Source organism: Methyloversatilis thermotolerans (assembly GCF_000372885.1).
Taxonomy (GTDB): Bacteria; Pseudomonadota; Gammaproteobacteria; order Burkholderiales; family Rhodocyclaceae; genus Methyloversatilis; species Methyloversatilis thermotolerans.
On the sequence record NZ_KB889967.1, the window covers coordinates 3,391,204 to 3,417,247 of the forward strand.

The window sequence follows — 26,044 nt, forward strand, 5'->3', positions numbered from 1 at the left end:
CTTCAGGCGATCCGGATCACGACCTTGCCGAAGTGCGCCTGGCTCTCCAGGTGAGCCAGCGCGGCACGCGCCTCTTCGAAGGCGAATACGCGGTCGATCACCGGCCGCAGCCCGTGCAGCGAAATCACCTTGTTCATCGCCTCGAACATGTCGCGCGAGCCGACGAACACGCCGCGCACCGTGGTCGTATTGAACAGTATCGGCAGCGGGTTGATGTCGCCGCCGGTCAGTACGCCGATCAGGTGTACCCAGCCACCGTGCCGCGCGGCGGCGATCGAGCGCTGCAGCGTGCCGGGTCCGCCGACCTCGACCACGTGATCCACGCCGGTACCGCCGGTGGCTTGCCTCACCTCGATGTCCCAGTCCGGATGGGTGCGGTAGTTGATCAGCACGTGCGCGCCCATGGACTGCACCTTGTCCAGCTTGGCGTCGCTCGACGACGTGGCGATGATGCGGGCGCCGGCCGCCCGCGCGAACTGCAGCGCGAACATCGACACGCCTCCGGTGCCCTGTATCAGCACCGTGTCGCCCGGGCGCAGCGCGACCGGACCTTCGAACAGCGCATTCCACGCGGTGAGCGCCGCGCAGGGCAGGGTGGCCGCTTCCTCGAAACTCAGGTGTTCGGGTATCGCGACCAGGGCCTCCTGCGGGAAGATGCGGTACTCGGTCAGCACACCCGGTGCCGTTCCACCCAGCGAAGCGGCGTAATGGGCCGGAAGCATGGGTCCGCCGAGCCAGGTTTCGAAAAAGGTGCCGATCACGCGCGCGCCGACCTTGAAGCGGTCGGCCCCCGGGCCGGCTTCGATCACTTCGCCGGCGCCATCGGAGCACGGAACGAGACCGCGCGATTCCATGCCGGGGTAGCGCCCGGTCACGATGAGGAGGTCGCGGTAATTGAGCGAAGCGGCGCGCATGCGCACCAGGACCTGGCCGGGTCCGGGGCGTGGCACCGCGGATTCGAAAAGGGTCAGGCTGTCGGCATCGCAGTGCTCGCGGTAAGCGTGGTAGCGCATCGGGAACTGTCCTCGTGGGTTGTTCTTGATCGGGTTGCCATGCGGCAACATATCGTGCCACGTCCAGTTGCCGCCAGGTGCCGCTAGACTGTCGGCGTTCCTCCAGCAGCCCGTCGTCCGCATGATCCGCATTCTTTGCCTTCTCTCCCTGCTGCTCGCGATCGGGCACGCCCATGCGCTCGGCCCCGCCGAACTCGCCGTCATCGTCAATGGTGCGGACCCGGACAGCGTGGACATTGCGCGCTATTACCGGGAGCGCAGGGGCATTCCCGAAGCCAACGTGATCACCGTCAATTTCCCGCACGACCGCGCCGCCTTGACGCGCGGCGAATTCGAGGACCTCTACCGCGACGTGGAAAGACGGTTGCCGCCGGGCATACAGGCCTTCGCACTTGCATGGACCCGCCCCTGGCGGGCCGGCTGCATGAGCATCACGTCGGCCTTTGCCTTCGGTTATGACGAAAGCTTCTGCTCGGCGAGCTGCGGCCCCACCCGCAGCAGCCGCTTCTACAACGGAGGCGTCCACGCGCCCGAGGATGCGCTGATGCCGCGGCCGGCCATGTTGCTGGCTGGTGAATCGCGGCAGCAGGTGCATCAGCTCATCGACCGTGGCCTGGCATCCGATTTCACCTATCCGAAGGGCAGCGTCTACCTGGTGCGCACCGAGGACGCGGCGCGCAATGTGCGCGCGGTCACCTTCGATCAGACGGTGCAGATCATCAAGGGCCTGCATTTCGAGAATGTCCCTGCGGCAGACGCGCAGGGACGCCAGGACGTGCTCGGCTATTTCACCGGCGCGGTGCGCGTACCCGGCCTGGATACGCTGCATTTCCTGCCCGGCGCGCCGGCCGACCATCTGACTTCCTTCGGCGGGCAACTGCTGGACAACAAGTCGCAGATGAGTGCCCTCGAATGGCTCAAGGCGGGCGCCACCGCCAGCTACGGGACGGTGGTCGAGCCCTGCAATCACCTGGGCAAGTTCCCCAATCCGGCATTGCTCATGAATGCCTATGCCAACGGCGAAACGCTGATCGAGGCCTACTGGCGCAGCGTGGCGTGGCCGGGCGAGGGGGTGTTCATCGGCGAGCCGCTCGCGCGCCCCTTCGGCACGCGTACCGTGCAGGAGGACGGTGCGTGGTGGGTCGAGGCCCACACGGCCGCCGGCCGGCGCGCAGTACTGGAAGTCGCGCCCAGCATCGTCGGTCCTTACCGGGCCGTGGGCGCCGCCATGCTGCCACCGGGCTACTCCCGGCAGAAGCTGCCGGTCAGGAGCGCGGGCGCGGTCCGGGTGCGCTGATCGCACCCTCGCTTGATCGGCGCAGCAGCGGTTCGATCGCCGCCATCGTGCGAGCGGTGGCGCCGCGGTGCGCGGCGGAGAAGGTGCGCCCGGCTTCGCCCATGGCGGCACGCCGTTGCGCGTCGCCGAGCAGGCGCACCGCCTGCGCCGCAGCCTCCGCCGTGTCGCGGGCACGCAGCGCGGCTCCGGCGGCAACGGCGTCCGCGGTGACCTGCTGGAAGTTGAATGTGTGCGGACCGACGATGACCGGGCAGCCGACCGCGCACGCCTCGATCAGATTCTGACCACCGAGCGGCAGCCAGCTGCCACCGATCAGGGCGATGTCGGCGAGCGCGTACCAGGCGGACATTTCGCCCATCGAGTCGCCCAGCCACAGGCGTGTGCCGGCAGCGGGCATTTCGCCGGCGCCGCGCCGGCACATGGAAATACCGCGGGCGCGCACCAGCGCCGCCACCTCGTCGAAGCGATCCGGATGGCGCGGTACCAGAGCGATCAGTACCTCGGCCGGAAGCACCGGCAACAGCGCATCCAGCAGCATCGTCTCTTCGCCGTCGCGGGTGCTGGCGAGCAGTACGACCGCACGCCGGGCCAGCGAGGCACGCCAATCGCTGCCCTGCCGCGTCTGCGATGCGGGCGGCGCCATGTCGAACTTCAGATTGCCCGCGACCGTGACCTGGCGGGCGCCGAGTGCCCGCAGGCGAACGGCGTCTGCATCGGTCTGCGCGATCACCTGAGCGAAAGTGCTGACGGCATGCCGGATGAAACCACCCAGCCTGGCATAGCCGCGGGCCGACCGGGCCGACAGTCGGGCGTTCGCGAGTACCACCGGTATGCCGGCACGCGCGGCTTCGTGCAACAGATTGGGCCAGATTTCGGTTTCCAGCACGATGCCGAGCTCCGGTTGCCAGCGGCGCAGGAAGGCGCGCTGCGCCCACGGCAGATCCCAGGGCAGCCAGGCGAGCATTACGCGACCATCGAACAGCGTTTCCGCCACGCCGCGACCGGCTGCGGTGGTCTGGCTCAACAGGATGACCGCGTCCGGCCGCTGGCGCTGCAGCGCTTCGATGAGCGGCTGTGCGGCACGGGTTTCTCCGACCGACACCGCATGGATCCATATCACGGGCGAACCGATGGCGCGGGCGGACATGCCCAGTCGTTCCGCCATGTGCAGCCGGTACGCCGGTTCGCGACGCGACCGCCACAGCAGGCGCAGAACGGCCAGCGGGAGCAGGCAGAGCCACAGCAGCGAATAGAGGGTGCGGGACAAGGGGTTTGGCGACAGGTGGACGTGGGAGCGAAGGATAGCAATCCCGGTCCGCTCGCATGTCTTCCGGCCGCACCCGCGGGCCGCGAAGGACCCCGCCGCGGGGCTGGGCGCCGCCGGCGTGAGGCGCTAAGCTGCGCACCCGTCGCACCCGAGCAGGAGCGACCCATGAGTGCGAGGACTGCAATGCGAGTACTGGTGACCGGGGCTTCGGGCTTCGTGGGACGCGCGCTGTGCCCAGTGCTGGCCGCGCAGGGCCACGAGGTGCTGCGCGCGATGCGCCGGCCGGACGGCCTGCCCGGCACGGTCGCAGCGGGTGACCTGGATGGGCCGGCCGAGTGGCTCAGGAAGGTGCCGCCGCCGGACGTGCTGGTGCATCTCGCCGCACGTGTGCACCAGATGCACGAGCGTGCCGATGAAGCGGAGTTGCTGCATCACCGCGCCAACTGCGAAGGTACGCTCGCACTGGCGCGGGTGGCACAGGACATGGGCGTGAAGCGCTTCGTGTTCGTGAGCAGCATCAAGGTCAGCGGCGAAGGGCGCCCCGGGCAGCCCTATCGCCCGGACGAGGCGCCGGCCCCCGCCGACGCCTACGGCCGGTCCAAGGCGGCCGCGGAAGCCGGCCTGCATGCGCTTGCCGCCGCCGGTCCGCTGGAGCTCGTCATCGTCCGCCCGCCTCTGGTCTATGGCAGGGAGGCTGCCGGCAATTTCCGCTCGCTTGCACGCGCGCTCGCCGGTGGGTGGCCCTTGCCGCTGGGCGCGCTCGATGGCAACCGGCGATCGCTCGTTGCGGTCGACAATCTGGCCGACTTCGTCGCGCTGTGCGTGACGCATGAGCGCGCGCCGGGACGGGTGTGGATGGTGAGCGACGACGAGGACGTATCGACCGCCGGCCTGGTGCGTCGCATGGGCGCAGCCATGGGCCGACCGGCCCGGCTGCTGACGGTACCGCGCGGGCTGCTCGATGTGCTGGCCGGTCTGCTTGGGCGCCGGGGCCTCATGCAGCGGCTCGCCGGCGATCTCACGGTCGATGTGTCGGACAGCAAGGCGCTGCTGGGGTGGCGTCCGGTCGTATCGCTCGACCAGGGACTGGCGCGCGCGCTGGCCCCTGCCCGGCAGGCAGACAGCCCCTGAAACGACTGCTCACCAAGCGTACGCCGCAACTTTGCACGATGACATCGGGCGTGCATGCCGCACTTGCTAAAATGAATATTCCGTACGCCTTCCCCGACCTTGTCGATGTCCATTGAAATTCTTGCACCGGCTCTGGCCGCCTTCGTGCTGACCGGCGTCATCCTGCAGCTTGCGTTGCAGTGGGCGCGACATCTGCTGCCGGTGGATCAGCCAAACGAGCGATCGCTGCATGTGCGGCCGATACCGCGTTTCGGCGGACTGGCCATGCTCGCGGGCGGCGCGCTCGCCCTCGCCTGGGCAAACGGTGGAATCGCTTTTCCGCACTGGCTGTGGCCGCTTGCCGTGCTGGCTGCGGTGTCGCTCGCCGACGATTTCCTTTCCCTGCCCTTCCTGCCCCGGCTGCTGATCCAGCTCGCCGTGGCGACGGTCTTCGTCATGCAACTGCCGCTGCATGTCATGTGGGTCGTGCCGCTGGTGCTGGCCATGGTCTGGATGACCAATCTGTTCAATTTCATGGATGGTTCCGACGGGCTGGCCGGCAGCATGGCGCTCACCGGCTTTGCCGCCTACGCGCTCGCGGCGGCGCTGGCCGGCGATGTCGAGATCTGCACGGTGTCGCTCGCCGTGTGCGGCGCGGCGCTCGCCTTCCTGCTGCGCAACCGCCATCCTGCAAGCGTATTCATGGGCGATGGCGGATCCATTCCGCTCGGCTTCCTGGCCGCCGCGGTCGGCCTGCTCGGTGTGGTGCGCGATATCTGGGCGCCCTGGTTTCCGCTGCTGGCCTTCCTGGTGTTCGTGCTGGATGCCACGGCCACGCTGGTACAGCGCGGCCTGCGTGGCGAGCGCGTCTGGCAGGCGCATCGCACGCATTATTACCAGCGTCTGGTGCGCATGGGTTTCGGCCACGCCGCGACCGCCAGACTTTACGCGGTGGCGATGACCGGTTGCGCGGCATCCGCTGTGCTGGCCCAGCAACTGCATCCCTGGGCGGGCTATCCGGTGCTGTTCGCGTGGACCGCACTGGCGGTGGCGTGGGGGCGCAGGCTGGACCGGCGCTGGGCCCATCATCAGTCCGAAGCTGCGGGGAGCGCATCTTGACCATGAGCAGAGTGTCGCGTTCGGTAATCGTTTGCATCTGTGACATCGTGCTGGCGGCGAGCGCCTGGTATCTGGCCTACCTGCTGCGCTTCAATTTCAGCATACCGCCGGAGTACTTCCATTCCTTCCTGGTCACCCTGCCCTGGGTGGTCCTGTCGCAGGCCGTCGTGTTCAGGCTGTTCGGGCTGTACCAGGGAATCTGGCGCTTCGCCAGCCTGCCTGACCTGCAGCGCCTGGTCAGGACGATAGGGGCGGCCTCGTTGTGCGCGCCGGTCATCGTGCTCATGATCATGCCGTCGGTCGTACCGCGCTCGGTGTATGTGCTCGATCCCATACTGCTCATGCTGCTGATGGGCGGTGCACGTTTCGCTTACCGCGCCTGGCGCGAGCACCGTGAATTCGGCGCGCTGATGGCGACCGGCAAGCCGGTCCTGGTGCTCGGCACCGGGGAGTCCGCCGCCACGCTGTTGCGCGAGCTGTCGCGCTCCGGACAGTGGCGGGTGGTGGGGCTGCTCGACGACAACCCCGCCAAGCGGCATCGCACGCTGTACGGACACAAGGTGCTCGGCACCCTGGGCGAGCTCGAACGCTTCGCGCGGGATCTCAAGGTATCGCACGCCATCATCGCGATGCCCGGCGACTCGCACCAGCGCCGGCGCAACGCCGCCAATATGTGCGTGCGCGCGGGGGTGAAGCCGCTCACCGTGCCGTCGTTCGACGACCTGATCAGCGGCAGGGTGGAAATCGCCACCGTGCGGGAAGTGCAGGTCGAGGATCTGCTTGGCCGCGATCCGGTGAAGATCGACGCGCCGCGGTTGCGCCTGCTGATCGAAGGGCAGGTGGTCATGGTGACCGGCGCAGGCGGGTCCATAGGCTCCGAACTGTGCCGCCAGATCGCGCGCTTCGCGCCGTCCATGATCGTGGCGTTCGAGCGCAGCGAGTACTTCCTGTATTCGCTCACCGAGGAGTTTTCCGAGCTGTTTCCGGACGTGCCGGTCGAGCCGGTGATCGGCGACGCGCGCGAGGAGGCGCGACTGCATGCGGTCATGCAGCGCTTCCGGCCGGTCGCCGTGTTCCATGCCGCCGCCTACAAGCACGTGCCGCTGATGGAAAGCGGCAATGCGGTCGAAGCGGTACGCAACAACGTCGGCGGCACGCTGGCCGCAGCGCGGGCCGCGCAAGCCTGCGGTGTGGCGCGCTTCGTGCTGGTGTCGACCGACAAGGCGGTGAATCCGGTGAACGTGATGGGTGCGACCAAGCGTCTGGCGGAAATGACCTGCCAGGCGCTGTCCGCGCGTGGCGGCAATACGCTGTTCAGTACCGTGCGTTTCGGCAATGTGCTGGGCAGCGCCGGCAGCGTCATTCCCAAGTTCCAGGAACAGATCGCCCGCGGCGGTCCGGTCACGGTCACCCATCCGGACATCATCCGCTATTTCATGTCCATACCCGAGGCGGCACAGCTCGTGCTGCAGGCGGCACTGATGGGCGACGGCGGCGAGATATTCGTGCTCGACATGGGCGAACCGGTGCGCATCGCCGAGCTTGCACGCGACATGATCCGCCTGTCCGGCGCCTCCGAGGCTGATGTGCGCATCGAGTTCACCGGCCTGCGGCCGGGCGAGAAGCTGTTCGAGGAACTGCTGGCGAGCGACGAAACGACACGTCCCACTCATCATCCCAAGGTGCGCATCGCGCGTGCGCGGCCGGTTGACGACGCGCTGTGGCTGGGCCGGCTGGAACGCTGGCTCGCCGGTCCGCTGCCGGACGCGCCGGCCGCTCTGCGCCTGGAGCTGGCTGGCTGGGTGCCCGAGTACCAGCCGCAGAACGACGGTCCCGCGCCGGGACCTGTCGTGCCGAACGATATGAACGCGGCGACGGGATCGGCATGAGCACCTGGGCCATCGGCGACCTGCAAGGCTGTTTCGACCCGTTGCAGTCCCTGCTCGGGAAATGCGGCTTCGACCGCCGCCGCGACCGCCTGTGGTTCGTCGGCGATCTGGTCAATCGCGGGCCGAAGTCGCTGGAAACGCTGCGTTTCGTGCGCGATCTGGGCGATGCCGCGGTGACGGTGCTGGGCAATCACGACCTGTCGCTGCTCATGATCGCGGCCGGCCATGGCAAGAAGCACCGGCTGGATACCTTCGACCATGTGCTGGATGCCCCCGATCGCGACGAGCTGCTGGCCTGGTTGCGCGACCGTCCGATGATGCATGTGGAGGGGCGGTACGCCATGGTGCATGCGGGGCTGCTGCCGCAATGGACGGTCGACCAGGCGCAGACGCTGGCGCGTGAGGTCGAGGTGGCGCTGCAGGGGCCGGCGCACGACGAATTCATGTGCCACATGTGGGGCAGCGACCCGGCCGCGTGGGACGATGGACTCACCGGCTGGGACCGGCTGCGCGTGGCAGTCAACGCGTTTACGCGCATGCGCTTCTGTACGCCGGATGGCCGCATGGAGTTCTCGCGCAAGGGCTCTCCCGACGAGCCGCCGCCCGGTCACCTGCCCTGGTTCTCGATTCCCGCTGCTGCATGGGCGCGCACCCACACCGTGGTGTGCGGCCACTGGTCGGCGCTCGGCTATCGTGACCAGCCGCCGCTGCTGTCGCTCGATTCGGGTTGCCTGTGGGGCGGCGCGCTGACGGCGGTGCGGCTCGAGGACGGACATGCGGTGCAGGTGGGCTGTGAGCGCTGCGCGCGCGATTGAATCCGGTCGTGTCGTCGGCGGCCGCGCACGCGAAGCGGCGGCGGAGCCTTACCTGCGCATAGAATGCAGCCTCGACACGAAAAGGACGGACGATGATCGGGCTGTTTCTGATAACCCACAGCAGCTATGGCGAGTCGCTGATCCAGTGTGCCTGCCATGTACTGAACAGCCGGCCCCCGCAGATGGTGCAGCTCGGGGTGTCCGGCCAGGACGATCCGCTGGATCTGCTGCCGATGGCCAAGCGATTGATGTCCGTGATCGACAGCGGTGAAGGGGTGTTGCTGTTGACGGACGTGTTTGGCGCCACGCCGGCCAATCTGGCGCTCAAGCTGTGCGAGCGCGACCATGTCGAGGCGGTGGCAGGCGTGAACCTGCCCATGCTGCTGCGCACGCTCACCTACCGCGAGCGCGAGGATCTGCACGGTCTGGTGAACAAGGCGGTCAGTGGCGGCCGCGATGGCGTGATGGCAATGAGGATGGGGCGCGATGCCAAGACGTGATATCGAAATCACCAACAAGCTGGGCCTGCACGCACGGGCTTCCGCCAAGCTCACGCAGATCGCAAGCCGTCATGCGTGCGATGTGTGGCTCGAACGCAATGGCCGTCGCATCAACGCCAAGAGCATCATGGGCGTCATGATGCTGGCCGCGGCCAAGGGTACGGTCGTCACGATAGAAACCGAAGGCACGGATGCCGACGCGGCGATGCAGGCGCTGGTCGCGCTGATCGAGGACAAGTTCGGCGAGGGAGAGTAAGTGGCCTTCATGCTGCACGGGCTGGCGGTGTCCGGTGGCATCGCGATCGGCCATGCCTATCTGGTGTCGCACGCGACGCTCGAAGTGGCGCACTACACGCTGCCACCGCGCCGCGTGGATGACGAAGTCGGCCGCCTGGGCAAGGCGTTCGACACGGTCCGCGGCGAACTGAGCGAGCTGCGCAGCGGGCTGTTCGCCGACGGACCGGACGCGCGCAGCGAACTGCTGGCCTTCGTCGATCTGCACAGCATGATACTGGACGACCCCATGCTGCTCGACGAGGCGGGCGAGTACATCCGTTCGCGCCGCTGCAATGCGGAGTGGGCGATCAAGGTGCAGATGGACCGTCTGGTCGAACAGTTCGAGGAGATCGACGACGCCTATCTGCGCAGCCGCAGCGCCGATGTGGTGCAGGTGGTGGAGCGCGTGCTCAAGGCGCTCGCCGGCAAGAGCCGCCGGCTCAGCGCGCGCCGTCGCGACACCGACAGCATCATCGTGGCGCACGATCTGTCGCCGGCCGACACCATACAGTTCAAGGCGCAGCGCATCGCCGCCTTCGTGACCGATCTCGGCGGCGCCACCTCGCACACCGCCATCGTCGCCCGCAGCCTGGCCATTCCCGCGCTGGTCGGCGCGCATCACGCCCGCACGCTCATCCGCGACGAGGATCTGCTGATCGTGGATGGCACGCGCGGGGTGCTCATCGTGAACCCGGACCAGCAGTTGCTGGACGAGTACCGGCTGCGCGCCCGCGAAATCGAGATCGAGCGCTCCAAGCTCAGGCACCTGACGCGCACCGAATCGACCACGCTGGATGGCGAATCGGTGCAACTGTTCGCCAACATCGAACTGCCGCAGGACGTCGAGCAGGTGAAGGAGGTCGATGCTGACGGCATCGGCCTGTTCCGGACCGAATTCCTGTTTCTCAATCGCGACCTGCTGCCGGACGAGGACGAGCAGTTCGAGGCCTATCGCAGCGTGGTGCAGGCCATGAAGGGCAAGCCGGTGACCTTGCGCACGCTGGACATCGGGGCGGACAAGGCGCTGCGCGGTGCCGAGCGCAGTGAAGCGAATCCGGCGCTGGGTCTGCGCGCGATACGCTACTGTCTGGCCGAACCGCGCATGTTCGTCACCCAGTTGCGCGCCATCCTGCGTGCAGCCCACTATGGCAAGGTGCGCATCCTGCTGCCCATGGTGGCTTTCCAGCACGAGATCGAGTCGGCTCTGGCCATGATCGCACTGGCCAAACAACAGTTGCGCGATGCCAACCGCAAGTTCGACGAGCGGGTCGAGATCGGTGCCATGGTCGAGATTCCTGCGGCGGCGATGGCGCTCGGTACGCTCACCAACCAGTTCGACTTCCTGTCGATAGGCACCAACGACCTCATCCAGTACACACTGGCCATCGATCGCGCCGACGAGGCGGTCGCCCATCTGTACGACCCGCTGCATCCGGCCGTGCTGCGTCTTGTGCAGCAGGTGATCGCGCAGGGCAAGCGCGCGGGCATGCCGGTTGCGGTATGTGGCGAGATGGCTGGCGAGCCGCAGTTCGCGCGATTGCTGCTGGGCATGGGCCTGCGGCAGTTTTCCATGCATCCGTCGCAGTTGCTCGAGGTGAAGCGCGAAGTACTGCGCTGTGACTGCGGCGACATCGCGCCGCGTGTACAGAAGCTGCTGCGTTCGGACGATCCGGTGCGCATACGCGAACAACTGGACCGCATCAATGCGGGCAGCGCGGTCCAGCCGTGAGCATGCAGGGCATGCGGATACTGGGCATAGATCCCGGCCTGCGCATCACCGGCTTCGGCGTGCTCGAGGCGGAAGGGGCGACCTTGCGCTACATCGCCAGCGGCCGCATCACGTCCGACCAGCGCGATCCGCTGCCGGCGCGTATCGCCACGCTTTTTTCCGGCATACGCGAGGTGGTGGACACCTGGCAGCCCACCCACGCCGCAGTGGAAATCGTATTCGTGAACGTCAATCCGCAATCGACGCTGCTGCTCGGTCAGGCGCGCGGCGCGGCACTGTCGGCGCTGACCGCCACCGCGTTGCCGGTGGCCGAATACACGGCGCTGCAGGTCAAGCAGGCGGTGGTTGGCCACGGCAAGGCGAACAAGGAACAGGTGCAGTACATGGTGGCCCGCCTGCTTGCGCTGGCGAGCGCGCCCGGTAGCGACGCGGCCGACGCGCTGGCGTGCGCCATCTGCCACGCCCATGCCGCACGCGGCATGGGGGCGATCGGTGGCCCGGGTGCGCGCCGCCGGGGCGGGCGTATCATCGCGCGTCGCCCGGCCTGACCGGCCTTCGCCGCCTGTTCCGCTTTTTCCGCGTCCCCGACCACTCCGGAGTCCCTATGATCGGTCGCCTCACCGGCTCCCTGCTGGAAAAGAATCCGCCGCGCATCCTGCTCGACGTGCAGGGCGTGGGCTATGAAGTCGATGTGCCGATGAGCACCTTCTACAACCTGCCCGCCATCGGCGAGCGGGTGACACTGCACACGCATTTCGTCGTGCGCGAGGACGGACATTTCCTGTTCGGCTTCGGCGCACCGGCTGAGCTGGCCGCCTTCCGGCAACTGGTGAAAATCAGCGGCATCGGTCCGCGCATGGCACTGGCCGTGCTGTCCGGCATGTCGGTCGATGAACTGGCGCGCGTGGTGGCGATGCAGGAGGCGGGGCGGCTGACGAAGATTCCGGGCATCGGCAAGAAGACGGCCGAGCGGCTGCTGCTGGAGCTGCGCGACAAGCTGATGCCCTCCGTGTCGCTGGCTGCCGCGGTGGCGCCGGATGCCGGCGCCGACATCCTGAACGCCCTGATGGCGCTCGGGTACAGCGAGCGCGAAGCGCAGACGGCGCTGAAGACCCTGCCCGAAGGCGTGGGCGTGTCCGATGGCATCAGGCTGGCGCTGAAGGCCCTGTCCCGGTCCTGAATCGGGGGCGGGGTCCGCCCGCGGCCCGTTCTGCCGCGATGCGGCGTTGGCGGGCGGTTCGGCATCGGTCGAGGCGTGATCGCGGACGGCGCCGGGTATGTGGCGCCGGCATCGGCCCCGCGCGGTTTCCGGCGGCCAGGCGCGCGGTCAGAACTCCAGCGTGTCGGCGAACTTCAGCGCGGCGAGCTGTGCCCGGTTCACCGCTTCGCTGCCCAGCCCGAGCGCGTGAGTCTGGGCGGCCAGCGCTTCGGCGCTGTCGCTTTCGCAGGCGCGCGCCAGTTCGAGGAAGGGCGTGTAGGCGCCGTCCTGTCCGAGCAGTGCGTCGCCGATGCGGTCCGGCAGCGTCATTTCCTCCAGTACCGATTCCATCGGCACACCGAGCAGCCGGTCCAGCAGCGAGAAGGCGCCGGTGATGAACAGATTGTCGTGTTCCTCGCGCGGAAAGAATTCTGCGCCGAGCACTTCCATGAGCCGGCCGCGGGCGATCGCCGCCTGCATCAGCGCCGGTGCCGACGGATCCTTGCTTGCGGTCACCAGCAGCAGCGACAGCCACTTGTTCAGCTTTTCGTAGCCGAGGATGACCACCGCGTGGCGGAAGGACTGCACCTGGCACATCAGGCCGAAGCCGGCTGAATTGATGTAGCGCAGCAGCTTGAAGGACAGCGCGACGTCCTGCTTCAACGCGTCCTCGATCTGTTTCGGATCGGCATTGCGACGCACCAGGTTCAGCACGCGCACGATCTGCGCGTGGGCGGGTGCCAGCTTCTTGCCGCTGGCGAGCGCATTCTTGAAGAACCAGCCGGTGGCGCCGCCATAGCCATCCTTCACTGCGGCATCGAAACCGGTCGGATCTGTCAGGCCGGTGGCGAGCAGGATGCCCGGCACCTTGATGGTGACCGGTTGCACGCGTGCGTCGGCCATCACGAAGCGGAAGGACAGGCCACCCGGCAATTCGATGCCGGCCTTGTAGTCGGACAGCACCAGCGGCAGGCCGGACTGCGCGAGCTGGGTGACCGCATTCGCCGTGACCGGCTCGGCCATAGATTGTGCGCCCACTTCCAGCATGGCGCCTTCCGGCGCGATCCAGTCGGCCAGTGATGCATCCGGTGTGCAGCCGGCGAGACCGACGAATACCGGGCGCGCCGGAGGCCAGTCCTCACCGATGCAATCGAGGGCCGCAACCGCAGCGGCACAGGTCGGCGCATGCACGCGCAGGCGGGTTGCGGTGATCGCGCGCTGCTTGTTGACGACGGGTTCCCGCGTGAAAAAGACGTGCTGATCCATTACGTTGAAAAGGTGAAGGAATCGGCGTGAAAGTGTTCTATCGGCAGCGCGCAGCGGCGAGTGAAGTCTTCCTTCGCTGCATCTATCATGCCGGGGCTGCCGCAGGCATAGAGCTGGTGGCCGGACAGATCAGGCAGATCGGCCATCACCGCGTGGTGCACCAGACCGGTCCGGCCGGTCCAGGCGTCGTCTGCGGCCGGCTCCGACAGCACCGGGACGTAGCGGAAGCCGGGCAGGTCCGACTGCCAGCTCTCTGCCAGTTCGTTCATGTACAGATCCTTTTTCGTGCGTGCGCCCCAGTACAGGGTGATCGGCTGTGCGTAGCCGATCTTGATGGCATGTTCGATCACCGCCTTCATCGGCGCGAAACCGGTGCCGCCTGCCAGCATGACCACCGGCCGCTCGACCTCCTCGCGCAGGAAGAAACTGCCATGCGGCCCTTCGAAGCGCAGGATGTCGCGTTCCTTCATGGTATTGAAAACATGGCCGGTGAAATGGCCGCCCGGCACTTCGCGTATGTGCAGCGTGATGAATTCATCGTCGTGCGGTGCGTTGGCGATGGAAAAACTGCGCCGCTTGCCGTCCTTCAGCAGGAAGTCGATGTACTGGCCGGCCAGGAATTGCAGCCGTTCGTTGGCCGGCAGCTTGAGCTTGAGCAGCATCACGTCGGGGGCAAGCCGGTGCATTTCCTGTACCCGTGTGGGCAGCGTGCGCACCGCGATATCCTTCAGGCCGCCCACTTCGCGGCATTCGAGCACCAGGTCGGAACAGGCTTTCGCGACGCAGAACAGCGCATAGCCCTGGGTCTTTTCCTGCTCGCTCAGCTTGCCCGCCTGATAGTGGCCGTAATCCACGGTGCCGGACAGGATTTTCCCCTTGCACGAGCCGCAGGCGCCGTTCCGGCAGCCATAGGGCAGATTGAAGCCGGCGGCGAGGGCCGCATCGAGCAGGCGGGTTTCGTCATCGATGCTGAAGCTGTGCTGACTGGGCTGGATGGTGACCTGGTAAGACATGGCTGCGTGAGACAATCCGGTTATGAACAGGGTGAAACGGCCGCGAACGGCGCCGAACACATGGTGCGGCCCGCGCGCAAGACTGCTGATTGTAGGCTGTGGCGATGTCGCGCGTCGCGCGCTGCCCTGGCTCGCGCCGCGCATGCGGGTATTGGCGGCGGTCCGATCGGACGCCGCTGCCGCAGCATTGCGCCCACTGGGCGTGCGTTGCATACGGGCCGACCTCGACGACCGGCGCAGCCTGCGGCGCATTGCATCGCTTGCGCCCCGGGTCTGGCACTTCGCGCCACCGCCCGCTGCCGGCGGTCCGCATGACCCGCGCAGCCGGGCGCTGGTGGCTGCCCTGCTCGCGTCGCGTCGGGTGCGCCGGCTCTGTTACATCAGCACCAGTGGCGTCTATGGCGATTGCGCCGGCGCCGTGGTGCCGGAGACGCGGCCGCTGCGGCCCGTCAGCGCGCGCGGCCGGCGCCGGGTCGACGCCGAGCGCGCGGTGCGCTGCCTTGCCCGTCGTGGCGTCGCGGCGTCCATCCTGCGCGCGCCCGGCATCTACGGGCCGGACCGCCTGCCGCTGGAGCGTCTGCAACGTGGTGATCCGGTGCTGCGGGATGAGGACGATGTGCATACCAATCACATCGATGCCGCCGACCTGGCCCGGCTGGCCTGGGCGGCGCTGCACCGTGCGCGCGGAGGGCGCAGTTACAATGCGTCGGACGACACCCGTTTGCGCATGGCCGACTACTACGACCGCGTGGCCGATGCCTGCGGCCTGCCGCGCCCGCCGCGCGTGAGCCGGGCCGAAGCGGCACAGAAGCTGTCGCCGATGACCCTGTCCTTCATGGCCGAATCCCGCATCCTCGACAATCGCCGCATGAAGCGCGAACTGCGTATCCGGCTGGCCCGGCCCGATGTCGACGCGGTGCTCGCGGCCTTCCTTCACGATCCGAGGATTTCCCGATGACCAGCAGCTATCTCTGGACCAAGGCCCTGCACATCGTATTCGTCACCAGTTGGTTCGCCGGCCTGTTCTACCTGCCGCGCATCTTCGTGAATCTTGCCATGCTCGGGCCGGACGAGGTGGCGGTGCGCGACCGGCTGCTGCTGATGGCGCGCAAGCTGCTGCGCTTCATGGGTCCGCTGGCCGGGCTGGCGGTCGGTTTCGGCCTGTGGCTGTGGCTGTGGCTGGGTGAAGGCATAGGCGGCGGCTGGATGCATGCCAAGCTCACCCTGGTTCTGCTGCTGGTGGGCTATCACCACTACTGTGCGCGCCTGCTGCGCGATTTCGAGGCCGGCCGCAACACGCGCAGCCATGTCTGGTACCGCTGGTTCAACGAGGTTCCGGTGCTCGTGCTGCTGCTCGTGGTGGTGCTGGTCGTGCTCAAGCCTTTCTGATCCATGAACCCATCGAATCCTCCCAGGCCAGGCGTGCGCGCCGTGCGCCGTGTCGTCCGTGACGAACCCGAGCTGCAGGCCGGCCAGCATTTCTTCGCACCCTGTCCGCGCGGCCTGGAACAGGTACTGGCTGACGAACTGAGCAGACTGGGCGCGGCCGAGGTGAAGGGCGTGCCCGGCGGCGTCGGCTTTTCCGGTGACTGGAAGCTCGCCTGCACGGTGAATCTGGAAAGCCGCATCGCCACCCGCGTGCTGTGGCGCGTCGGCCAGGGCCCCTACCGCAAGGAAGACGACATCTTCAAGCTGGCCTACGGCCTGCCCTGGGAGCGCTGGTTCAGCCCCAAGCGCACGCTGCGCGTCTACACCACCGCGGTGCGCTCGCCGCTGAAGAGCGTCGATTTCGTGACGCTGCGCGTGAAGGACGCGATCTGCGACCGCATGCGCGAACAGACCCGGCAGCGGCCGAGCATAGATACGGCCAACCCGGACGTGCGCGCCCACGTTTTCCTGACCGATCGCGAAGCCACGCTCTATCTCGACACCTCGGGCGAGCCGCTGTACAAGCGCGGCTTCAAGGTGGCTGCGGTCGAGGCGCCGATCAAGGAAAACCTCGCGGCCGGCATCATCATGCTGTCCGGCTGGGACAGGGAGGAGCCCTTTTTCGACCCGATGTGCGGCAGCGGCACCTTCCTGATCGAGGCGGCGCAGATGGCGCTCGACATCGCGCCCGGCCTGGGGCGCAGTTTCGCCTTCGAAAAGCTCACGCCCTTCAGCCCCGCGGTGTGGCACACCGTGCGCGATGCCGCCGCCGCCCGTGCCCAGCCGCCGCGCGAACTGCCCATCTTCGGCTCCGACATTTCCGGGCGTGAACTGGCGCGCACCAAGGAGAATCTGCAGGCGGCGAAGCTGCCCTGGGTGGTGAAGGTGGAAGGTGCGGACCTGCTGCAGCGTGACCCGCCTGCCGAGCGTGGCGTCATGGTGACCAACCCGCCTTATGGTGTGCGACTGGAAGACCAGACCGCGCTGCAGGCCTTCTACCCCAGGCTGGGTGATCTGCTGAAGCGGCGCTATGCCGGCTGGCGCTGCCTGTTCATCACCGCCGATCCGGACTTCCCGAAGCTGATCAAACTGAAAGCCAGCCGGCGCACGCCGCTGTACAACGGCGCGCTGGAATGCCGGCTGTTCGAGTACCGCATGGTCGAAGGCAGCCTGCGCGCACGCAAGGACAGCGCAGAACCCTGAGTACGGCGGCCGGTCGGAGGACGACACGGTGAGACGACGCACCGGAATGGAGGACGACAGATGAGAATCCTGCTTGCCGCATGCCTGATGACCGTGACTGTCGGCGCCATCGCCACTACGCCGGATGCTGCGGCGCCGGACGTGCGCGACTGGACTGTCGCCGGTCGACTTGGACTGATGCAGTTCATCGTCGTGCCGGAGGGCTCGGCGCGTGACCGCGATTACTACAACCGGGTGATCGAACAGAGCTGCGGCAAGGAAGAGACCTGCTTCCTGCGCTTCTTCACCAACAGCACCGGCGCCACCCCGGCGGTGCCCTTGCCGGATGCCATACTGGCCGAGCCGACCGCCATGTTCCAGCGCTCGGTCAAGCAGTTGCGCGAACAGTTCCAGTGGAGCTGCCGATTGCAGCTTGCCGAAGCAAGCTGCTTCTGAACGCAGGCGCCACGGCGCCGCTTTGCGCGCGAAGCGAAATATTTTGCGTTGCAACATCCCGTTGATGCATGTCAATCCGCTGTCCGCGGCTGCGTCTAGCGTAATGGCATGAACCGGCCGGCGCGCCGGAAGGCATTCCATCCGTCACGGGAGATCATCGTGAGCACGCTACGTCGTTCTGTCGCCCTCCATTCGCTTTCCGCGCTCGCCATCGCCATCGCGGGTGCGGCTTCCGCCGCCGATCCCGAGGTCGACGCCGCCATGCTCGGGCTGGCCGCGCGCAGCGGCTGCACCGCCTGCCACAGTGTCGAGCCGAAGCAGGACGCCGATGGCCGCACGCCGGTCGGCCCGCCCTGGCGCGACGTCGCGGCGCGCTACTACGGGGTGAAGGACGCGCAGAAACAGCTCGTGCAGACCGTGCTGAAGGGCTCCAGTCCATACGACAGCCACTGGAAGGGCAGGGCGGCCGGGCTGGCCATGCCACCCAATGCGGTGGCGATCAGCGAACGCGACGCGAACCGGCTGGTGGGCTGGATACTGTCCATGGATGTCCGCTGAACTTGACTTGCACCCCGCACCCCCTTAAGGTGCGGGTCCGCGCCGATTTGAGCCTCCAGCTTGCGGGCGCGTTATAAATGCCGCTAAAGCGAGCTGCCCGACCCGTCAGCGCGCTTTCCGCGTTGGCGGGTTTCTCGCTTCTGCGTCCGCCCTTTCCTGTCATCACGGGTCCCGCTCCACGGAGACAGCGATGATTCGCCCAGATTGCACCGAACAGCTCAAGGCCCTGATGGCCCGCCGCATCCTGATACTGGATGGCGCAATGGGCACCATGGTGCAGAAGCACAGGCTGGTCGAGGCCGATTACCGTGGCAGCCGCTTCGCCGACCATCCGAAAGATCTCAAGGGCAACAATGATCTGCTGCTGCTGACGCGGCCGGACGTGATCCGTGGCATCCACGCGGCCTATCTCGAGGCCGGCGCGGACATCATCGAAACCAATACCTTCAACGCCACCGTGATTTCGCAGGCCGAGTACGGCCTGGAAGCCATCGTGCACGAACTGAACGTCGAGGGCGCGCGCATCGCGCGCGAGGTGTGCGACGAATACACCGCGAAGAACCCGGACAAGCCGCGCTTCGTTGCCGGCGTGCTGGGCCCGACCTCGCGCACCTGTTCCATCTCGCCGGACGTGAACGACCCGGGTTACCGCAACGTGAGCTTCGATCAACTGGTCGATGATTACGTCGCCGCGGCGCGCGGCCTGACCGAAGGCGGTGCCGACCTGCTGCTGATCGAAACGGTGTTCGACACGCTGAACGCGAAGGCGGCGGTGTTCGCGGTCGAGCAGTTCTTCGACCAGGTCGGCCGCCGCTGGCCGGTCATGATTTCCGGCACCATCACCGACGCCTCCGGCCGCACCCTGTCCGGCCAGACCGCCGAGGCGTTCTGGAATTCGCTGCGTCACGCCAATCCGATCTCCTTCGGTTTCAACTGCGCGCTCGGTCCGAAGGACATGCGCCAGCATGTCGAGGAACTGGCGCATCTGGCCGACACCCATGTGTCCGCCCACCCGAACGCCGGCCTGCCGAACGCCTTCGGTGAATACGACGAAACGCCGGCCGATATGGTGGCCCATCTGCGCGAATGGGCGCAGTCCGGCTTCCTGAACATCGTCGGCGGCTGCTGCGGCACCACGCCGGACCACATCCGCGCCTTCGCCGAGGCGATGGCCGACATGCCGCCGCGCGCCGTGCCGGAGATCGAGCGCAAGCTGCGTCTGTCCGGGCTGGAAGCGTTCAACGTCGGCGCCGACGCGCTGTTCGTGAACGTGGGTGAGCGCACCAATGTGACCGGCTCGCGCGCCTTCGCCAGGATGATCCTGGAATCGCGCTACGACGATGCGCTGGCGGTGGCCCGCCAGCAGGTCGAGAACGGCGCGCAGGTGATCGACATCAATATGGACGAGGCGATGCTGGATTCGGTCGCCGCGATGGAGCGCTTCCTGAAGCTCATCGCCTCCGAGCCGGACATTTCGCGCGTGCCCATCATGCTCGATTCGTCCAAGTGGAGCGTGATCGAAGCCGGCCTGAAGTGCATCCAGGGCAAGGGCATCATCAATTCCATCTCGATGAAGGAAGGCGAAGCCGAATTCCTGCGTCAGGCGAAACTGGCGCGCCGCTACGGCGCCGCGGTCATCGTGATGGCTTTCGACGAGAAGGGCCAGGCCGACACCTATCAGCGCAAGACCGAAATCTGCCAGCGCGCCTACACGCTGCTGACCGAACAGGTGGGCTTCCCGCCGGAAGACATCATCTTCGATCCGAACATTTTCGCGATCGCCACCGGCATTGCCGAGCACGACAACTACGCGGTCGATTACATCGAAGCGGTGGGCTGGATACACAAGAACCTGCCCTATGCGAAGACCTCGGGCGGCGTGTCCAACGTGAGCTTCTCGTTCCGCGGCAACGACCCGGTGCGCGAAGCGATCCACACGGTGTTCCTGTACCACGCGATCCGCAACGGCCTGTCCATGGGCATCGTGAACGCCGGACAGCTCGGCGTGTACGAAGACATTCCGCAGCCGCTGCGCGACAAGGTCGAGGATGTGGTGCTGAACCGTCATCCGGGTGCCGGCGACGCGCTGGTCGAATTCGCGATCACGGTGAAGGGGCAGGCCAAGGAATCGACGCAGGATCTGGCGTGGCGCGAATGGCCGGTGGAAAAGCGGCTGGAACACGCGCTGGTCAAGGGCATTACCGAATTCGTGGTCGAAGACACCGAAGAGGTGCGCGCGCGGCTGGAAGCCGAAGGCAAGCCGCCGCTGGCGGTGATCGAGGGCCCGCTGATGGCCGGCATGAACCATGTCGGAGACCTGTTCGGCGCCGGCAAGATGTTCCTGCCGCAGGTGGTGAAGTCGGCCCGCGTCATGAAGCAGGCGGTGGCCCATCTGCAGCCCTATATCGAGGCGTCGAAGAAGGTTGGCGAAACCAAGGGCCGCGTCGTCATGGCGACCGTGAAGGGCGATGTGCACGACATCGGCAAGAACATCGTCGGCGTGGTGCTCGGCTGCAATGGCTATGACGTGATCGACCTCGGGGTCATGGTGGGCTGCGACAAGATCCTGCATGCGGCGCGCGAGCACGATGCAGACATCATCGGCCTGTCCGGCCTGATCACGCCGTCTCTGGAAGAGATGAGTCATGTCGCGTCGGAAATGAAGCGAGAGGGCTTCGACATTCCTCTGCTGATCGGCGGTGCCACCACGTCGCGCGCGCATACCGCGATCAAGATCGCGCCGCATTACGATCATCCGGTGGTGTATGTGCCGGATGCCTCGCGTGCGGTGGGCGTGGCGACCAGCCTGCTGTCGCAGGACCAGCGCGCCGCCTATGCCGAGGAAGTGGCGGCCGATTACGCGAAGATCCGCGAACAGCACGCCGCGAAGAAGGGCGTGACGCTGGTGCCGCTGGAGGCCGCGCGCGACAACGGCTACTGCTGTGCCTGGGGCAGCGAGGTGATTCCGGAAAAACCGGAGCGCATCGGTCGCCAGGTCATCGTCGACCAGGATCTCGCGGCGCTGGTCGATTACATCGACTGGGGGCCCTTCTTCCAGACCTGGGAACTGTCGGGTCCGTATCCGGCCATCCTGGATGACGCCATCGTCGGCGAGGAGGCGCGCAAGCTGCTGGCCGATGCGCAGGCCATGCTGAAGCGCATCGTGGACGAGAAGTGGCTGATCGCGCGCGCGGTGTATGGCATCTGGCCGGCGAACAGCCGCGGCGACGATGTCGAGTTCTATACCGACGAGACGCGGCTGAATACCGCCATGACCTGGCACAACCTGCGCCAGCAGCACGAACGGCCGGCCGGCAAGCCGCACTACTGCCTGTCCGATTTCGTGGCGCCGCGTGCCAGCGGTGTCGCCGACTGGGCGGGCGCCTTCGTGGTGACCGCCGGCATCGGCATCGAACGCAAGCTGGCGGAATTCGAGGCGCAGCACGACGACTATCACGCCATCATGCTGAAGGCACTGGCCGACCGCCTGGCGGAAGCCTTCGCCGAATGGCTGCACGAGAAGGTGCGCCGCGAGGACTGGGGCTATGCGCGTGACGAGCATCTGGACAACGCAGCCCTGATCGCCGAGAAGTATCGCGGCATCCGTCCCGCCCCCGGCTATCCGGCCTGCCCGGATCACACCGAGAAGGGCGATCTGTTCCGCCTGCTCGATGCGGAAGCGGCGATAGGCGTGTCGCTGACCGAAAGCTACGCCATGCTGCCGACCGCAGCGGTGAGCGGCTTCTACCTTGCCCACCCGGACGCTCAGTACTTCGCGATCAGCAAGGTCGGTGCCGACCAGGTGGCCGATCTGGCGGTGCGCAAGGGCATGCCCGAGCCGATCATGAAGCGCTGGCTGGCGCCGGTCATCTGAACGCTGAATCCGCGGCGAGGTGCTCCTCGCTGTCGGTCCTGCCGATGCAGCATCCAGCACAGAGCGATGCGGTGACCGTCGTGCGGCCAATGCGCCCGGACGACCTGCCCGAGGTGTTGCGGCTGCAGGCCGCAGCGTACGCCATGGCCGGCTTCGCCCCCGAAAGCGCTGCGGTCTTCCTCGATCGCATCGCTGTTGCGCCCGCGTACTGCCTGGTCGCGCAAGCGCGCGGACACCGCTTGCTCGGCTATCTGGTGTCCCACCCCTGGCACGGCGACGAACCGCCCAAGCTGGACGCAGTGCTGCGGCGACTGCCTGCCTGTCCTGCGCTGTGGTATCTGCACGACTGTGCGATCGACGAAGTTGCGCGCGGCCTGGGCATCGCCGGCGCACTGTATGACTGCGCACTGGCGACCGCACAGCGTGGCGGCCTGCGCAAGGGGGCGCTGGTGGCGGTGGCCGGTGCCGCGTCCTACTGGCAGCGCCGCGGCTATCGCGCCGAGCCGCACCGTGCGCAGCCGCTCACCGGCTATGGCCCCGGCGCCTGCTACATGAGTCGCGCGCTGCACGGCGCGGCATGAGCAGACCACCTGAACCTGCGCTGCGGCACACCGCGATTACCCGCTCGTTCCGGACCACCCACCCGGCTCATCCGCTGTGCATTCCGGATGCGGCCAGATACGCCTTGAAATGCCTGGAGTCACGGACCGTCAGCCCGGCGTCGGACCGCCTTGCTCCGGGCACACCGGGATTCGCACGCGGCTGGCGGTGCCGCGTCGACCGACCCTAGCGGTTGGCGCTGGCCGCTGCGCGGTCCTGCTCGCACTTCTGGATGGACGAAGTGCGCGCGGCGCCGTACAGCGGTTTGCCGTCCGCACTCACCGCGGCGGCTTCGCAGTCGTTGCGCGGTGCCAGTTCGCGTTCACATTTGCGCAGGAAGGAAATCTTGGCGGCGCCGGACAGCGGTTTGCCGTTCTTGTCGACGGCGCGCGCTTCACATGCCGTCACTTCGGCACCCCAGGCGGTGCCGCTGGCGCACACGGCGACCAGGATTGCTGTGATCACGGTTTTCATCGGAGGTCTCCCGGTGGAACGAAAGCGCATCATGCCTCATTGCCGGGCTCGGCATCGACTGTTTCCCGGCGAGCCGTGCGCGGCCGCCGGCGCAGCCAGTCGAAGGTCTGGCCGATTTCGGCTGGCGGCAGATCGGTGCTGCTCGCATCGGCGAACACATCCTCGCCGTCCAGCCAGGCGGCCAGCGGATCCGGATGCACCAGCGCGATGCGCAATGCCGGATCGAGTTCGCAGCGCATCCAGGCATAGCCCGCGTCGCGCAGCGCGGCCTGCAGCGCGTCCTGCACCAGGCTGCGCACCACCTGATGCGCCAGCGTGCCGGTCGCGCCGCAGCGACAGCCGCTGCGACAGGTCAGGGGTTTCACCCCCTCGATCGAACAGGCGCCGGCGATGGCGAAGGCACAGCTCGCGCCGCGCTCTGCCTCGCGGGCATCCATGCGCCGCAGCAGTGCGTCGCGCTGGGCGACATCGAGCGAACGCAGATGATGCGCGATGGACAGCACCTCCGGAGGGGTTGCGCGCAGTGCCGAGCGACAACAGGACGTCGCCGTGGCGTGACCGGTTTCCGCGGCGAGACGTTCGCACAACGCACGCTCGAAATGTTCGACCGCGTTGTCCAGCAGGGCCTGTGGCAGGCTGTCCTGGCCCTCATGCTCGGCGATTACCGCGTCGAAACGGGCTCTTTGCGCATTCAGGAAGCGCAGGTTGTCATCTTCAGCATGCATGGTCGGGGACGGTGGACGGATGGCGGGATGACCTACTGTACGCGTGCCGCATTGCCGTGGTTTGACCTGTCGCAAAAGCAACGCGGCTCAGGTTGTCAGTGTGCGCAGCAGGAGACCGGTCAGGCCGCTTGCGGCGATGACCGGAATCACGCCCACGCGCAGGCGGAACAAGGCCAGCGCGGCCGCCAGCGCCATCGCCGCCGCGATCCAGTCGGGCGCAGTGCCGGGACCGGCCGGCCAGAAAACGTGGTAGCCGAAGAACAGTGCCAGATTCACGATCACGCCCACCACGGCGGCGGTGATCGCGGTGAGCGGCGCCGTGAACTTCAGGTCGTCGTGCGTGGATTCCACCAGCGGGCCGCCAGCCAGGATGAACAGGAAGGAGGGCAGGAAGGTGAACCAGGTCACCAGCGCGGCCGCTGCCGCGCCGGCGAGGAAGGGGATGTCCGGGCCGAACAGCGCGCGCATTTCGTCGCTCAGATAGCCGCCGACGAAGCCGACGAAGGCCACCACCATGATGAGCGGTCCGGGCGTGGTTTCGCCCAGGGCCAGGCCATCGATCATCTGGGTGGGCGTCAGCCATCCGTAGTGCGCGACCGCACCCTGATAGACATAGGGCAGCACCGCGTAGGCGCCTCCGAAGGTGAGCAGCGCCGCCTTGGTGAAGAACCAGCCCATCTGGGTGAGCGGGTGCGACCAGCCCAGCGCGAGCGTGAGCAGGGCCATCGGCACCGACCACAGCAGGGCGCCGGCGACCGCCACACCGGCCAGACGCGATGCACTGAAGCGCGCATGCGGCGGCGGCGGCGTGTCGTCGTCGATCAGTGCAGGGCCGGTGGCCGTGCGCGTGGCGCCGTGGCCGCCGCCGACGCGGAAGCGCGCCGGTGCGATCCGTCCGCCGGCGTAGCCGATCGCTGCCGCGATCGCGACGATGGCTGGAAAGGGCATGTTCAGCGCGAAGATGGCGATGAAGGCGGCGGCAGCGATGGCCCACAGCACGCCGTTCTTCAGCGTGCGTCCGCCGATGCGCCAGGCGGCATGAGCGACGATGGCGGTGACTGCGGGCTTGATGCCATAGAACAAGCCGGCCACCAGCGGCACATTGCCGAAGGCGACATAGACCCATGACAGCGCGATCAGGATGAACAGCGACGGCAGCACGAACAGACCGCCGGCAACGATGCCGCCCCGGCTGCGGTGCATCAGCCAGCCGATATAGGTGGCCAGTTGCTGGGCCTCCGGCCCCGGCAGCAGCATGCAGTAGTTCAGCGCGTGCAGGAAGCGGCGTTCCGAAATCCAGCGCCGGCGTTCCACCAGTTCCTGGTGCATGACGGCGATCTGCCCGGCCGGTCCGCCGAAGCTGATGAAACCGAGCTTGAGCCAGAAGCGGAAGGCCTCGCCGCGGCTCACCTCGGCCGGCGCGATGCGAGTGCCGTGTTCGTCCGTGTCGGTCGGATTCATGCCGTCATGACCGCAGTGCAAGTGCCAGCCAGCCCAGCCACTCGTGCAGCGCCCAGGCGGACTGCTGCAAGGCACGTGTGCCCGGCAGCAGATCGGTCAAGGTGTCGTCGCCCGGGCGCCGGATCAGGGTCGGCATGGGCACCGGGTCCAGCCCGGCGCGCCGGAACTCGGCGAGCGAGCGCCGCATGTGCATCGCGTGAGTCACCAGGGCGACGCGGTGGATGCCCGCTTCACCCAGCATGGCCGCCGACATGCGCGCGTTGTCCGCAGTATCGCGCGAGGTCGATTCAATCCAGCGCACGCGGATGCCGAAATCCTGCATGGCTTCGGCCATCAGCACGCCCTCGGGGCGGCCACCCCATACGACGCCGCCGCTCACCAGCACCGGCAGTCCGGACTGTTTCGCCAGCCGGGCACCGGCGCGCACGCGCTCGAGCGCCCAGCCATTGACGGTATCGCCGCCGTAGTCGACCAGATTGTCCTGTATGCCCGCGCCCAGCACCACGATGGCGGCCGCGCCGGCCGGGACGCCGGGCAAGGTGTCGTCGGCATAGGTGCTGCGTTCCAGCCGGCCGGACAGCATCGGTGTGCTCAAGGCATACAGCAGGGCGAGCCCGACCGATGCCAGCACCATGCCGCTGCGCCGGCGCCAGCGCGACAGCAGCAGGCCGGCCGCGATCAGCAGCAGCAGGCTGGCTGGCGGCAGCACCATGAAGGACAGGAGCTTCTTCAGCAGGAAGGACAGGGAATCCATGGTCGGCGCGGCCTTGCGAAAAGCCGTATTATCCCGGCCA

Annotated in this window: 25 protein-coding genes and 1 riboswitch; of the genes, 17 read left to right on the forward strand and 8 right to left on the reverse strand. The window is 67.3% G+C overall.

Features of this window, described 5'->3' with window-relative positions; all coding sequences use genetic code 11:
- Positions 1-2 precede the first annotated feature (2 nt).
- On the reverse strand, positions 3-1,013 hold the full coding sequence (locus A3Q7_RS0115465; protein ID WP_018412811.1) for a zinc-dependent alcohol dehydrogenase family protein: 1,011 nt from the start codon (positions 1,011-1,013) through the stop codon (positions 3-5).
- 121 nt (positions 1,014-1,134) lie between these two features.
- On the opposite strand from A3Q7_RS0115465, the gene A3Q7_RS0115470 reads away from it, so the two are divergent.
- A complete protein-coding gene (locus tag A3Q7_RS0115470; RefSeq protein WP_018412812.1) occupies positions 1,135-2,310 on the forward strand; it encodes a TIGR03790 family protein in 1,176 nt (391 codons plus the stop codon).
- Here the strand turns inward: A3Q7_RS0115470 and waaA are convergent.
- Positions 2,279-3,577 (reverse strand): lipid IV(A) 3-deoxy-D-manno-octulosonic acid transferase, encoded by a 1,299-nt coding sequence (waaA, locus tag A3Q7_RS0115475; RefSeq protein ID WP_018412813.1) that lies wholly within the window; start codon positions 3,575-3,577, stop codon positions 2,279-2,281. The genes A3Q7_RS0115470 and waaA overlap by 32 nt on opposite strands.
- A gap of 165 nt (positions 3,578-3,742) precedes the next feature.
- Between waaA and A3Q7_RS0115480 the strand changes: the two genes are divergently transcribed.
- The 9 genes from A3Q7_RS0115480 to ruvA all read left to right on the forward strand — a co-directional run bounded on the left by A3Q7_RS0115480 (position 3,743) and on the right by ruvA (position 12,195).
- A complete protein-coding gene (locus A3Q7_RS0115480; protein ID WP_026224901.1) occupies positions 3,743-4,708 on the forward strand; it encodes an NAD-dependent epimerase/dehydratase family protein in 966 nt (321 codons plus the stop codon).
- Between the two features lie 105 nt (positions 4,709-4,813).
- On the forward strand, positions 4,814-5,806 hold the full coding sequence (locus A3Q7_RS0115485; RefSeq protein WP_018412815.1) for an MraY family glycosyltransferase: 993 nt from the start codon (positions 4,814-4,816) through the stop codon (positions 5,804-5,806).
- A 2-nt stretch (positions 5,807-5,808) separates the two neighbouring features.
- Positions 5,809-7,695, forward strand: a complete 1,887-nt coding sequence (locus tag A3Q7_RS0115490) for a polysaccharide biosynthesis protein (RefSeq protein WP_018412816.1) — start codon at positions 5,809-5,811, stop codon at positions 7,693-7,695.
- Positions 7,692-8,510 carry a symmetrical bis(5'-nucleosyl)-tetraphosphatase gene (locus A3Q7_RS0115495; protein ID WP_018412817.1) on the forward strand — a complete coding sequence of 273 codons (819 nt, stop codon included), beginning with the start codon at positions 7,692-7,694 and terminating at the stop codon, positions 8,508-8,510. Before A3Q7_RS0115490 ends, A3Q7_RS0115495 begins: the two co-directional genes overlap by 4 nt.
- 92 nt (positions 8,511-8,602) lie before the next feature.
- Complete coding sequence (locus A3Q7_RS0115500) at positions 8,603-9,010, forward strand: PTS sugar transporter subunit IIA (protein WP_018412818.1); 408 nt, start codon at positions 8,603-8,605, stop codon at positions 9,008-9,010.
- Positions 8,997-9,266 carry an HPr family phosphocarrier protein gene (locus tag A3Q7_RS0115505; protein ID WP_018412819.1) on the forward strand — a complete coding sequence of 90 codons (270 nt, stop codon included), beginning with the start codon at positions 8,997-8,999 and terminating at the stop codon, positions 9,264-9,266. The genes A3Q7_RS0115500 and A3Q7_RS0115505 overlap by 14 nt, the downstream gene beginning before the upstream one ends.
- Positions 9,267-11,015, forward strand: coding sequence for a phosphoenolpyruvate--protein phosphotransferase (ptsP, locus tag A3Q7_RS0115510; RefSeq protein ID WP_018412820.1), 1,749 nt, complete (start codon positions 9,267-9,269; stop codon positions 11,013-11,015). It begins immediately after the preceding gene.
- Between the two features lie 11 nt (positions 11,016-11,026).
- The gene (gene ruvC / locus A3Q7_RS0115515; RefSeq protein WP_040571005.1) at positions 11,027-11,563 is read left to right on the forward strand and encodes a crossover junction endodeoxyribonuclease RuvC; all 537 of its coding nucleotides are present in this window, start codon (positions 11,027-11,029) and stop codon (positions 11,561-11,563) included.
- Positions 11,564-11,619: 56 nt separating this feature from the next.
- Positions 11,620-12,195 carry a Holliday junction branch migration protein RuvA gene (gene ruvA, locus A3Q7_RS0115520; RefSeq protein ID WP_018412822.1) on the forward strand — a complete coding sequence of 192 codons (576 nt, stop codon included), beginning with the start codon at positions 11,620-11,622 and terminating at the stop codon, positions 12,193-12,195.
- A gap of 147 nt (positions 12,196-12,342) precedes the next feature.
- Here the strand turns inward: ruvA and A3Q7_RS0115525 are convergent, their stop codons facing one another.
- Complete coding sequence (locus tag A3Q7_RS0115525) at positions 12,343-13,479, reverse strand: EAL and HDOD domain-containing protein (protein ID WP_018412823.1); 1,137 nt, start codon at positions 13,477-13,479, stop codon at positions 12,343-12,345.
- Positions 13,479-14,492 carry a CDP-6-deoxy-delta-3,4-glucoseen reductase gene (locus A3Q7_RS0115530; RefSeq protein WP_018412824.1) on the reverse strand — a complete coding sequence of 338 codons (1,014 nt, stop codon included), beginning with the start codon at positions 14,490-14,492 and terminating at the stop codon, positions 13,479-13,481. Before A3Q7_RS0115530 ends, A3Q7_RS0115525 begins: the two co-directional genes overlap by 1 nt.
- 22 nt (positions 14,493-14,514) lie before the next feature.
- On the opposite strand from A3Q7_RS0115530, the gene A3Q7_RS0115535 reads away from it, so the two are divergent.
- From A3Q7_RS0115535 to A3Q7_RS0115565, 7 genes are all read left to right on the forward strand, one after another.
- Positions 14,515-15,450, forward strand: a complete 936-nt coding sequence (locus A3Q7_RS0115535) for an NAD-dependent epimerase/dehydratase family protein (RefSeq protein ID WP_018412825.1) — start codon at positions 14,515-14,517, stop codon at positions 15,448-15,450.
- Complete coding sequence (locus tag A3Q7_RS0115540) at positions 15,447-15,881, forward strand: CopD family protein (protein WP_018412826.1); 435 nt, start codon at positions 15,447-15,449, stop codon at positions 15,879-15,881. The genes A3Q7_RS0115535 and A3Q7_RS0115540 overlap by 4 nt, the downstream gene beginning before the upstream one ends.
- A 33-nt stretch (positions 15,882-15,914) precedes the next feature.
- A complete protein-coding gene (locus A3Q7_RS0115545) occupies positions 15,915-17,123 on the forward strand; it encodes a THUMP domain-containing class I SAM-dependent RNA methyltransferase (RefSeq protein WP_018412827.1) in 1,209 nt (402 codons plus the stop codon).
- A 60-nt stretch (positions 17,124-17,183) separates the two neighbouring features.
- Entirely contained in the window at positions 17,184-17,558 is a 375-nt protein-coding gene (locus A3Q7_RS0115550; protein ID WP_026224904.1) for a hypothetical protein, read from the forward strand.
- Positions 17,559-17,717: 159 nt separating this feature from the next.
- Positions 17,718-18,116 (forward strand): c-type cytochrome, encoded by a 399-nt coding sequence (locus tag A3Q7_RS0115555; protein WP_026224905.1) that lies wholly within the window; start codon positions 17,718-17,720, stop codon positions 18,114-18,116.
- 29 nt (positions 18,117-18,145) lie between these two features.
- Positions 18,146-18,224: riboswitch (SAM riboswitch) on the forward strand.
- Between the two features lie 82 nt (positions 18,225-18,306).
- Complete coding sequence (metH, locus tag A3Q7_RS0115560) at positions 18,307-21,990, forward strand: methionine synthase (protein WP_018412830.1); 3,684 nt, start codon at positions 18,307-18,309, stop codon at positions 21,988-21,990.
- Positions 21,991-22,034: 44 nt separating this feature from the next.
- Positions 22,035-22,571: a GNAT family N-acetyltransferase gene (locus A3Q7_RS0115565; RefSeq protein ID WP_018412831.1), complete on the forward strand. Its 537-nt coding sequence runs from the start codon at positions 22,035-22,037 to the stop codon at positions 22,569-22,571.
- A 205-nt stretch (positions 22,572-22,776) separates the two neighbouring features.
- Here A3Q7_RS0115565 and A3Q7_RS0115570 read toward each other — a convergent pair whose 3' ends face one another.
- From A3Q7_RS0115570 to A3Q7_RS0115585, 4 genes are all read right to left on the reverse strand, one after another.
- Positions 22,777-23,064: a hypothetical protein gene (locus tag A3Q7_RS0115570; RefSeq protein WP_018412832.1), complete on the reverse strand. Its 288-nt coding sequence runs from the start codon at positions 23,062-23,064 to the stop codon at positions 22,777-22,779.
- 29 nt (positions 23,065-23,093) lie between these two features.
- Entirely contained in the window at positions 23,094-23,789 is a 696-nt protein-coding gene (locus A3Q7_RS0115575) for a hypothetical protein (protein ID WP_018412833.1), read from the reverse strand.
- 87 nt (positions 23,790-23,876) lie between these two features.
- The gene (gene chrA, locus A3Q7_RS0115580) at positions 23,877-25,250 is read right to left on the reverse strand and encodes a chromate efflux transporter (RefSeq protein WP_018412834.1); all 1,374 of its coding nucleotides are present in this window, start codon (positions 25,248-25,250) and stop codon (positions 23,877-23,879) included.
- A gap of 4 nt (positions 25,251-25,254) precedes the next feature.
- Positions 25,255-26,004: a YdcF family protein gene (locus tag A3Q7_RS0115585; protein WP_018412835.1), complete on the reverse strand. Its 750-nt coding sequence runs from the start codon at positions 26,002-26,004 to the stop codon at positions 25,255-25,257.
- Between the last annotated feature and the right edge of the window lie 40 nt (positions 26,005-26,044).

Excerpts from the sequence above, each read along its gene's own strand:
- A3Q7_RS0115465 (WP_018412811.1), bottom strand. The coding sequence starts at position 1,013 with ATGCGCTACCACGCTTACCGCGAGCACTGCGATGCCGACAGCCTGACC.
- A3Q7_RS0115470 (WP_018412812.1), top strand. The coding sequence starts at position 1,135 with ATGATCCGCATTCTTTGCCTTCTCTCCCTGCTGCTCGCGATCGGGCAC.
- A3Q7_RS0115480 (WP_026224901.1), top strand. The coding sequence starts at position 3,743 with ATGAGTGCGAGGACTGCAATGCGAGTACTGGTGACCGGGGCTTCGGGC.
- A3Q7_RS0115485 (WP_018412815.1), top strand. The coding sequence starts at position 4,814 with ATGTCCATTGAAATTCTTGCACCGGCTCTGGCCGCCTTCGTGCTGACC.
- A3Q7_RS0115490 (WP_018412816.1), top strand. The coding sequence starts at position 5,809 with ATGAGCAGAGTGTCGCGTTCGGTAATCGTTTGCATCTGTGACATCGTG.
- A3Q7_RS0115495 (WP_018412817.1), top strand. The coding sequence starts at position 7,692 with ATGAGCACCTGGGCCATCGGCGACCTGCAAGGCTGTTTCGACCCGTTG.
- A3Q7_RS0115500 (WP_018412818.1), top strand. The coding sequence starts at position 8,603 with ATGATCGGGCTGTTTCTGATAACCCACAGCAGCTATGGCGAGTCGCTG.
- A3Q7_RS0115505 (WP_018412819.1), top strand. The coding sequence starts at position 8,997 with ATGCCAAGACGTGATATCGAAATCACCAACAAGCTGGGCCTGCACGCA.
- ruvC (WP_040571005.1), top strand. The coding sequence starts at position 11,027 with ATGCGGATACTGGGCATAGATCCCGGCCTGCGCATCACCGGCTTCGGC.
- ruvA (WP_018412822.1), top strand. The coding sequence starts at position 11,620 with ATGATCGGTCGCCTCACCGGCTCCCTGCTGGAAAAGAATCCGCCGCGC.
- A3Q7_RS0115525 (WP_018412823.1), bottom strand. The coding sequence starts at position 13,479 with ATGGATCAGCACGTCTTTTTCACGCGGGAACCCGTCGTCAACAAGCAG.
- A3Q7_RS0115530 (WP_018412824.1), bottom strand. The coding sequence starts at position 14,492 with ATGTCTTACCAGGTCACCATCCAGCCCAGTCAGCACAGCTTCAGCATC.
- A3Q7_RS0115535 (WP_018412825.1), top strand. The coding sequence starts at position 14,515 with ATGAACAGGGTGAAACGGCCGCGAACGGCGCCGAACACATGGTGCGGC.
- A3Q7_RS0115540 (WP_018412826.1), top strand. The coding sequence starts at position 15,447 with ATGACCAGCAGCTATCTCTGGACCAAGGCCCTGCACATCGTATTCGTC.
- A3Q7_RS0115550 (WP_026224904.1), top strand. The coding sequence starts at position 17,184 with ATGAGAATCCTGCTTGCCGCATGCCTGATGACCGTGACTGTCGGCGCC.
- metH (WP_018412830.1), top strand. The coding sequence starts at position 18,307 with ATGATTCGCCCAGATTGCACCGAACAGCTCAAGGCCCTGATGGCCCGC.
- A3Q7_RS0115565 (WP_018412831.1), top strand. The coding sequence starts at position 22,035 with ATGCAGCATCCAGCACAGAGCGATGCGGTGACCGTCGTGCGGCCAATG.
- A3Q7_RS0115570 (WP_018412832.1), bottom strand. The coding sequence starts at position 23,064 with ATGAAAACCGTGATCACAGCAATCCTGGTCGCCGTGTGCGCCAGCGGC.
- A3Q7_RS0115575 (WP_018412833.1), bottom strand. The coding sequence starts at position 23,789 with ATGCATGCTGAAGATGACAACCTGCGCTTCCTGAATGCGCAAAGAGCC.
- chrA (WP_018412834.1), bottom strand. The coding sequence starts at position 25,250 with ATGAATCCGACCGACACGGACGAACACGGCACTCGCATCGCGCCGGCC.
- A3Q7_RS0115585 (WP_018412835.1), bottom strand. The coding sequence starts at position 26,004 with ATGGATTCCCTGTCCTTCCTGCTGAAGAAGCTCCTGTCCTTCATGGTG.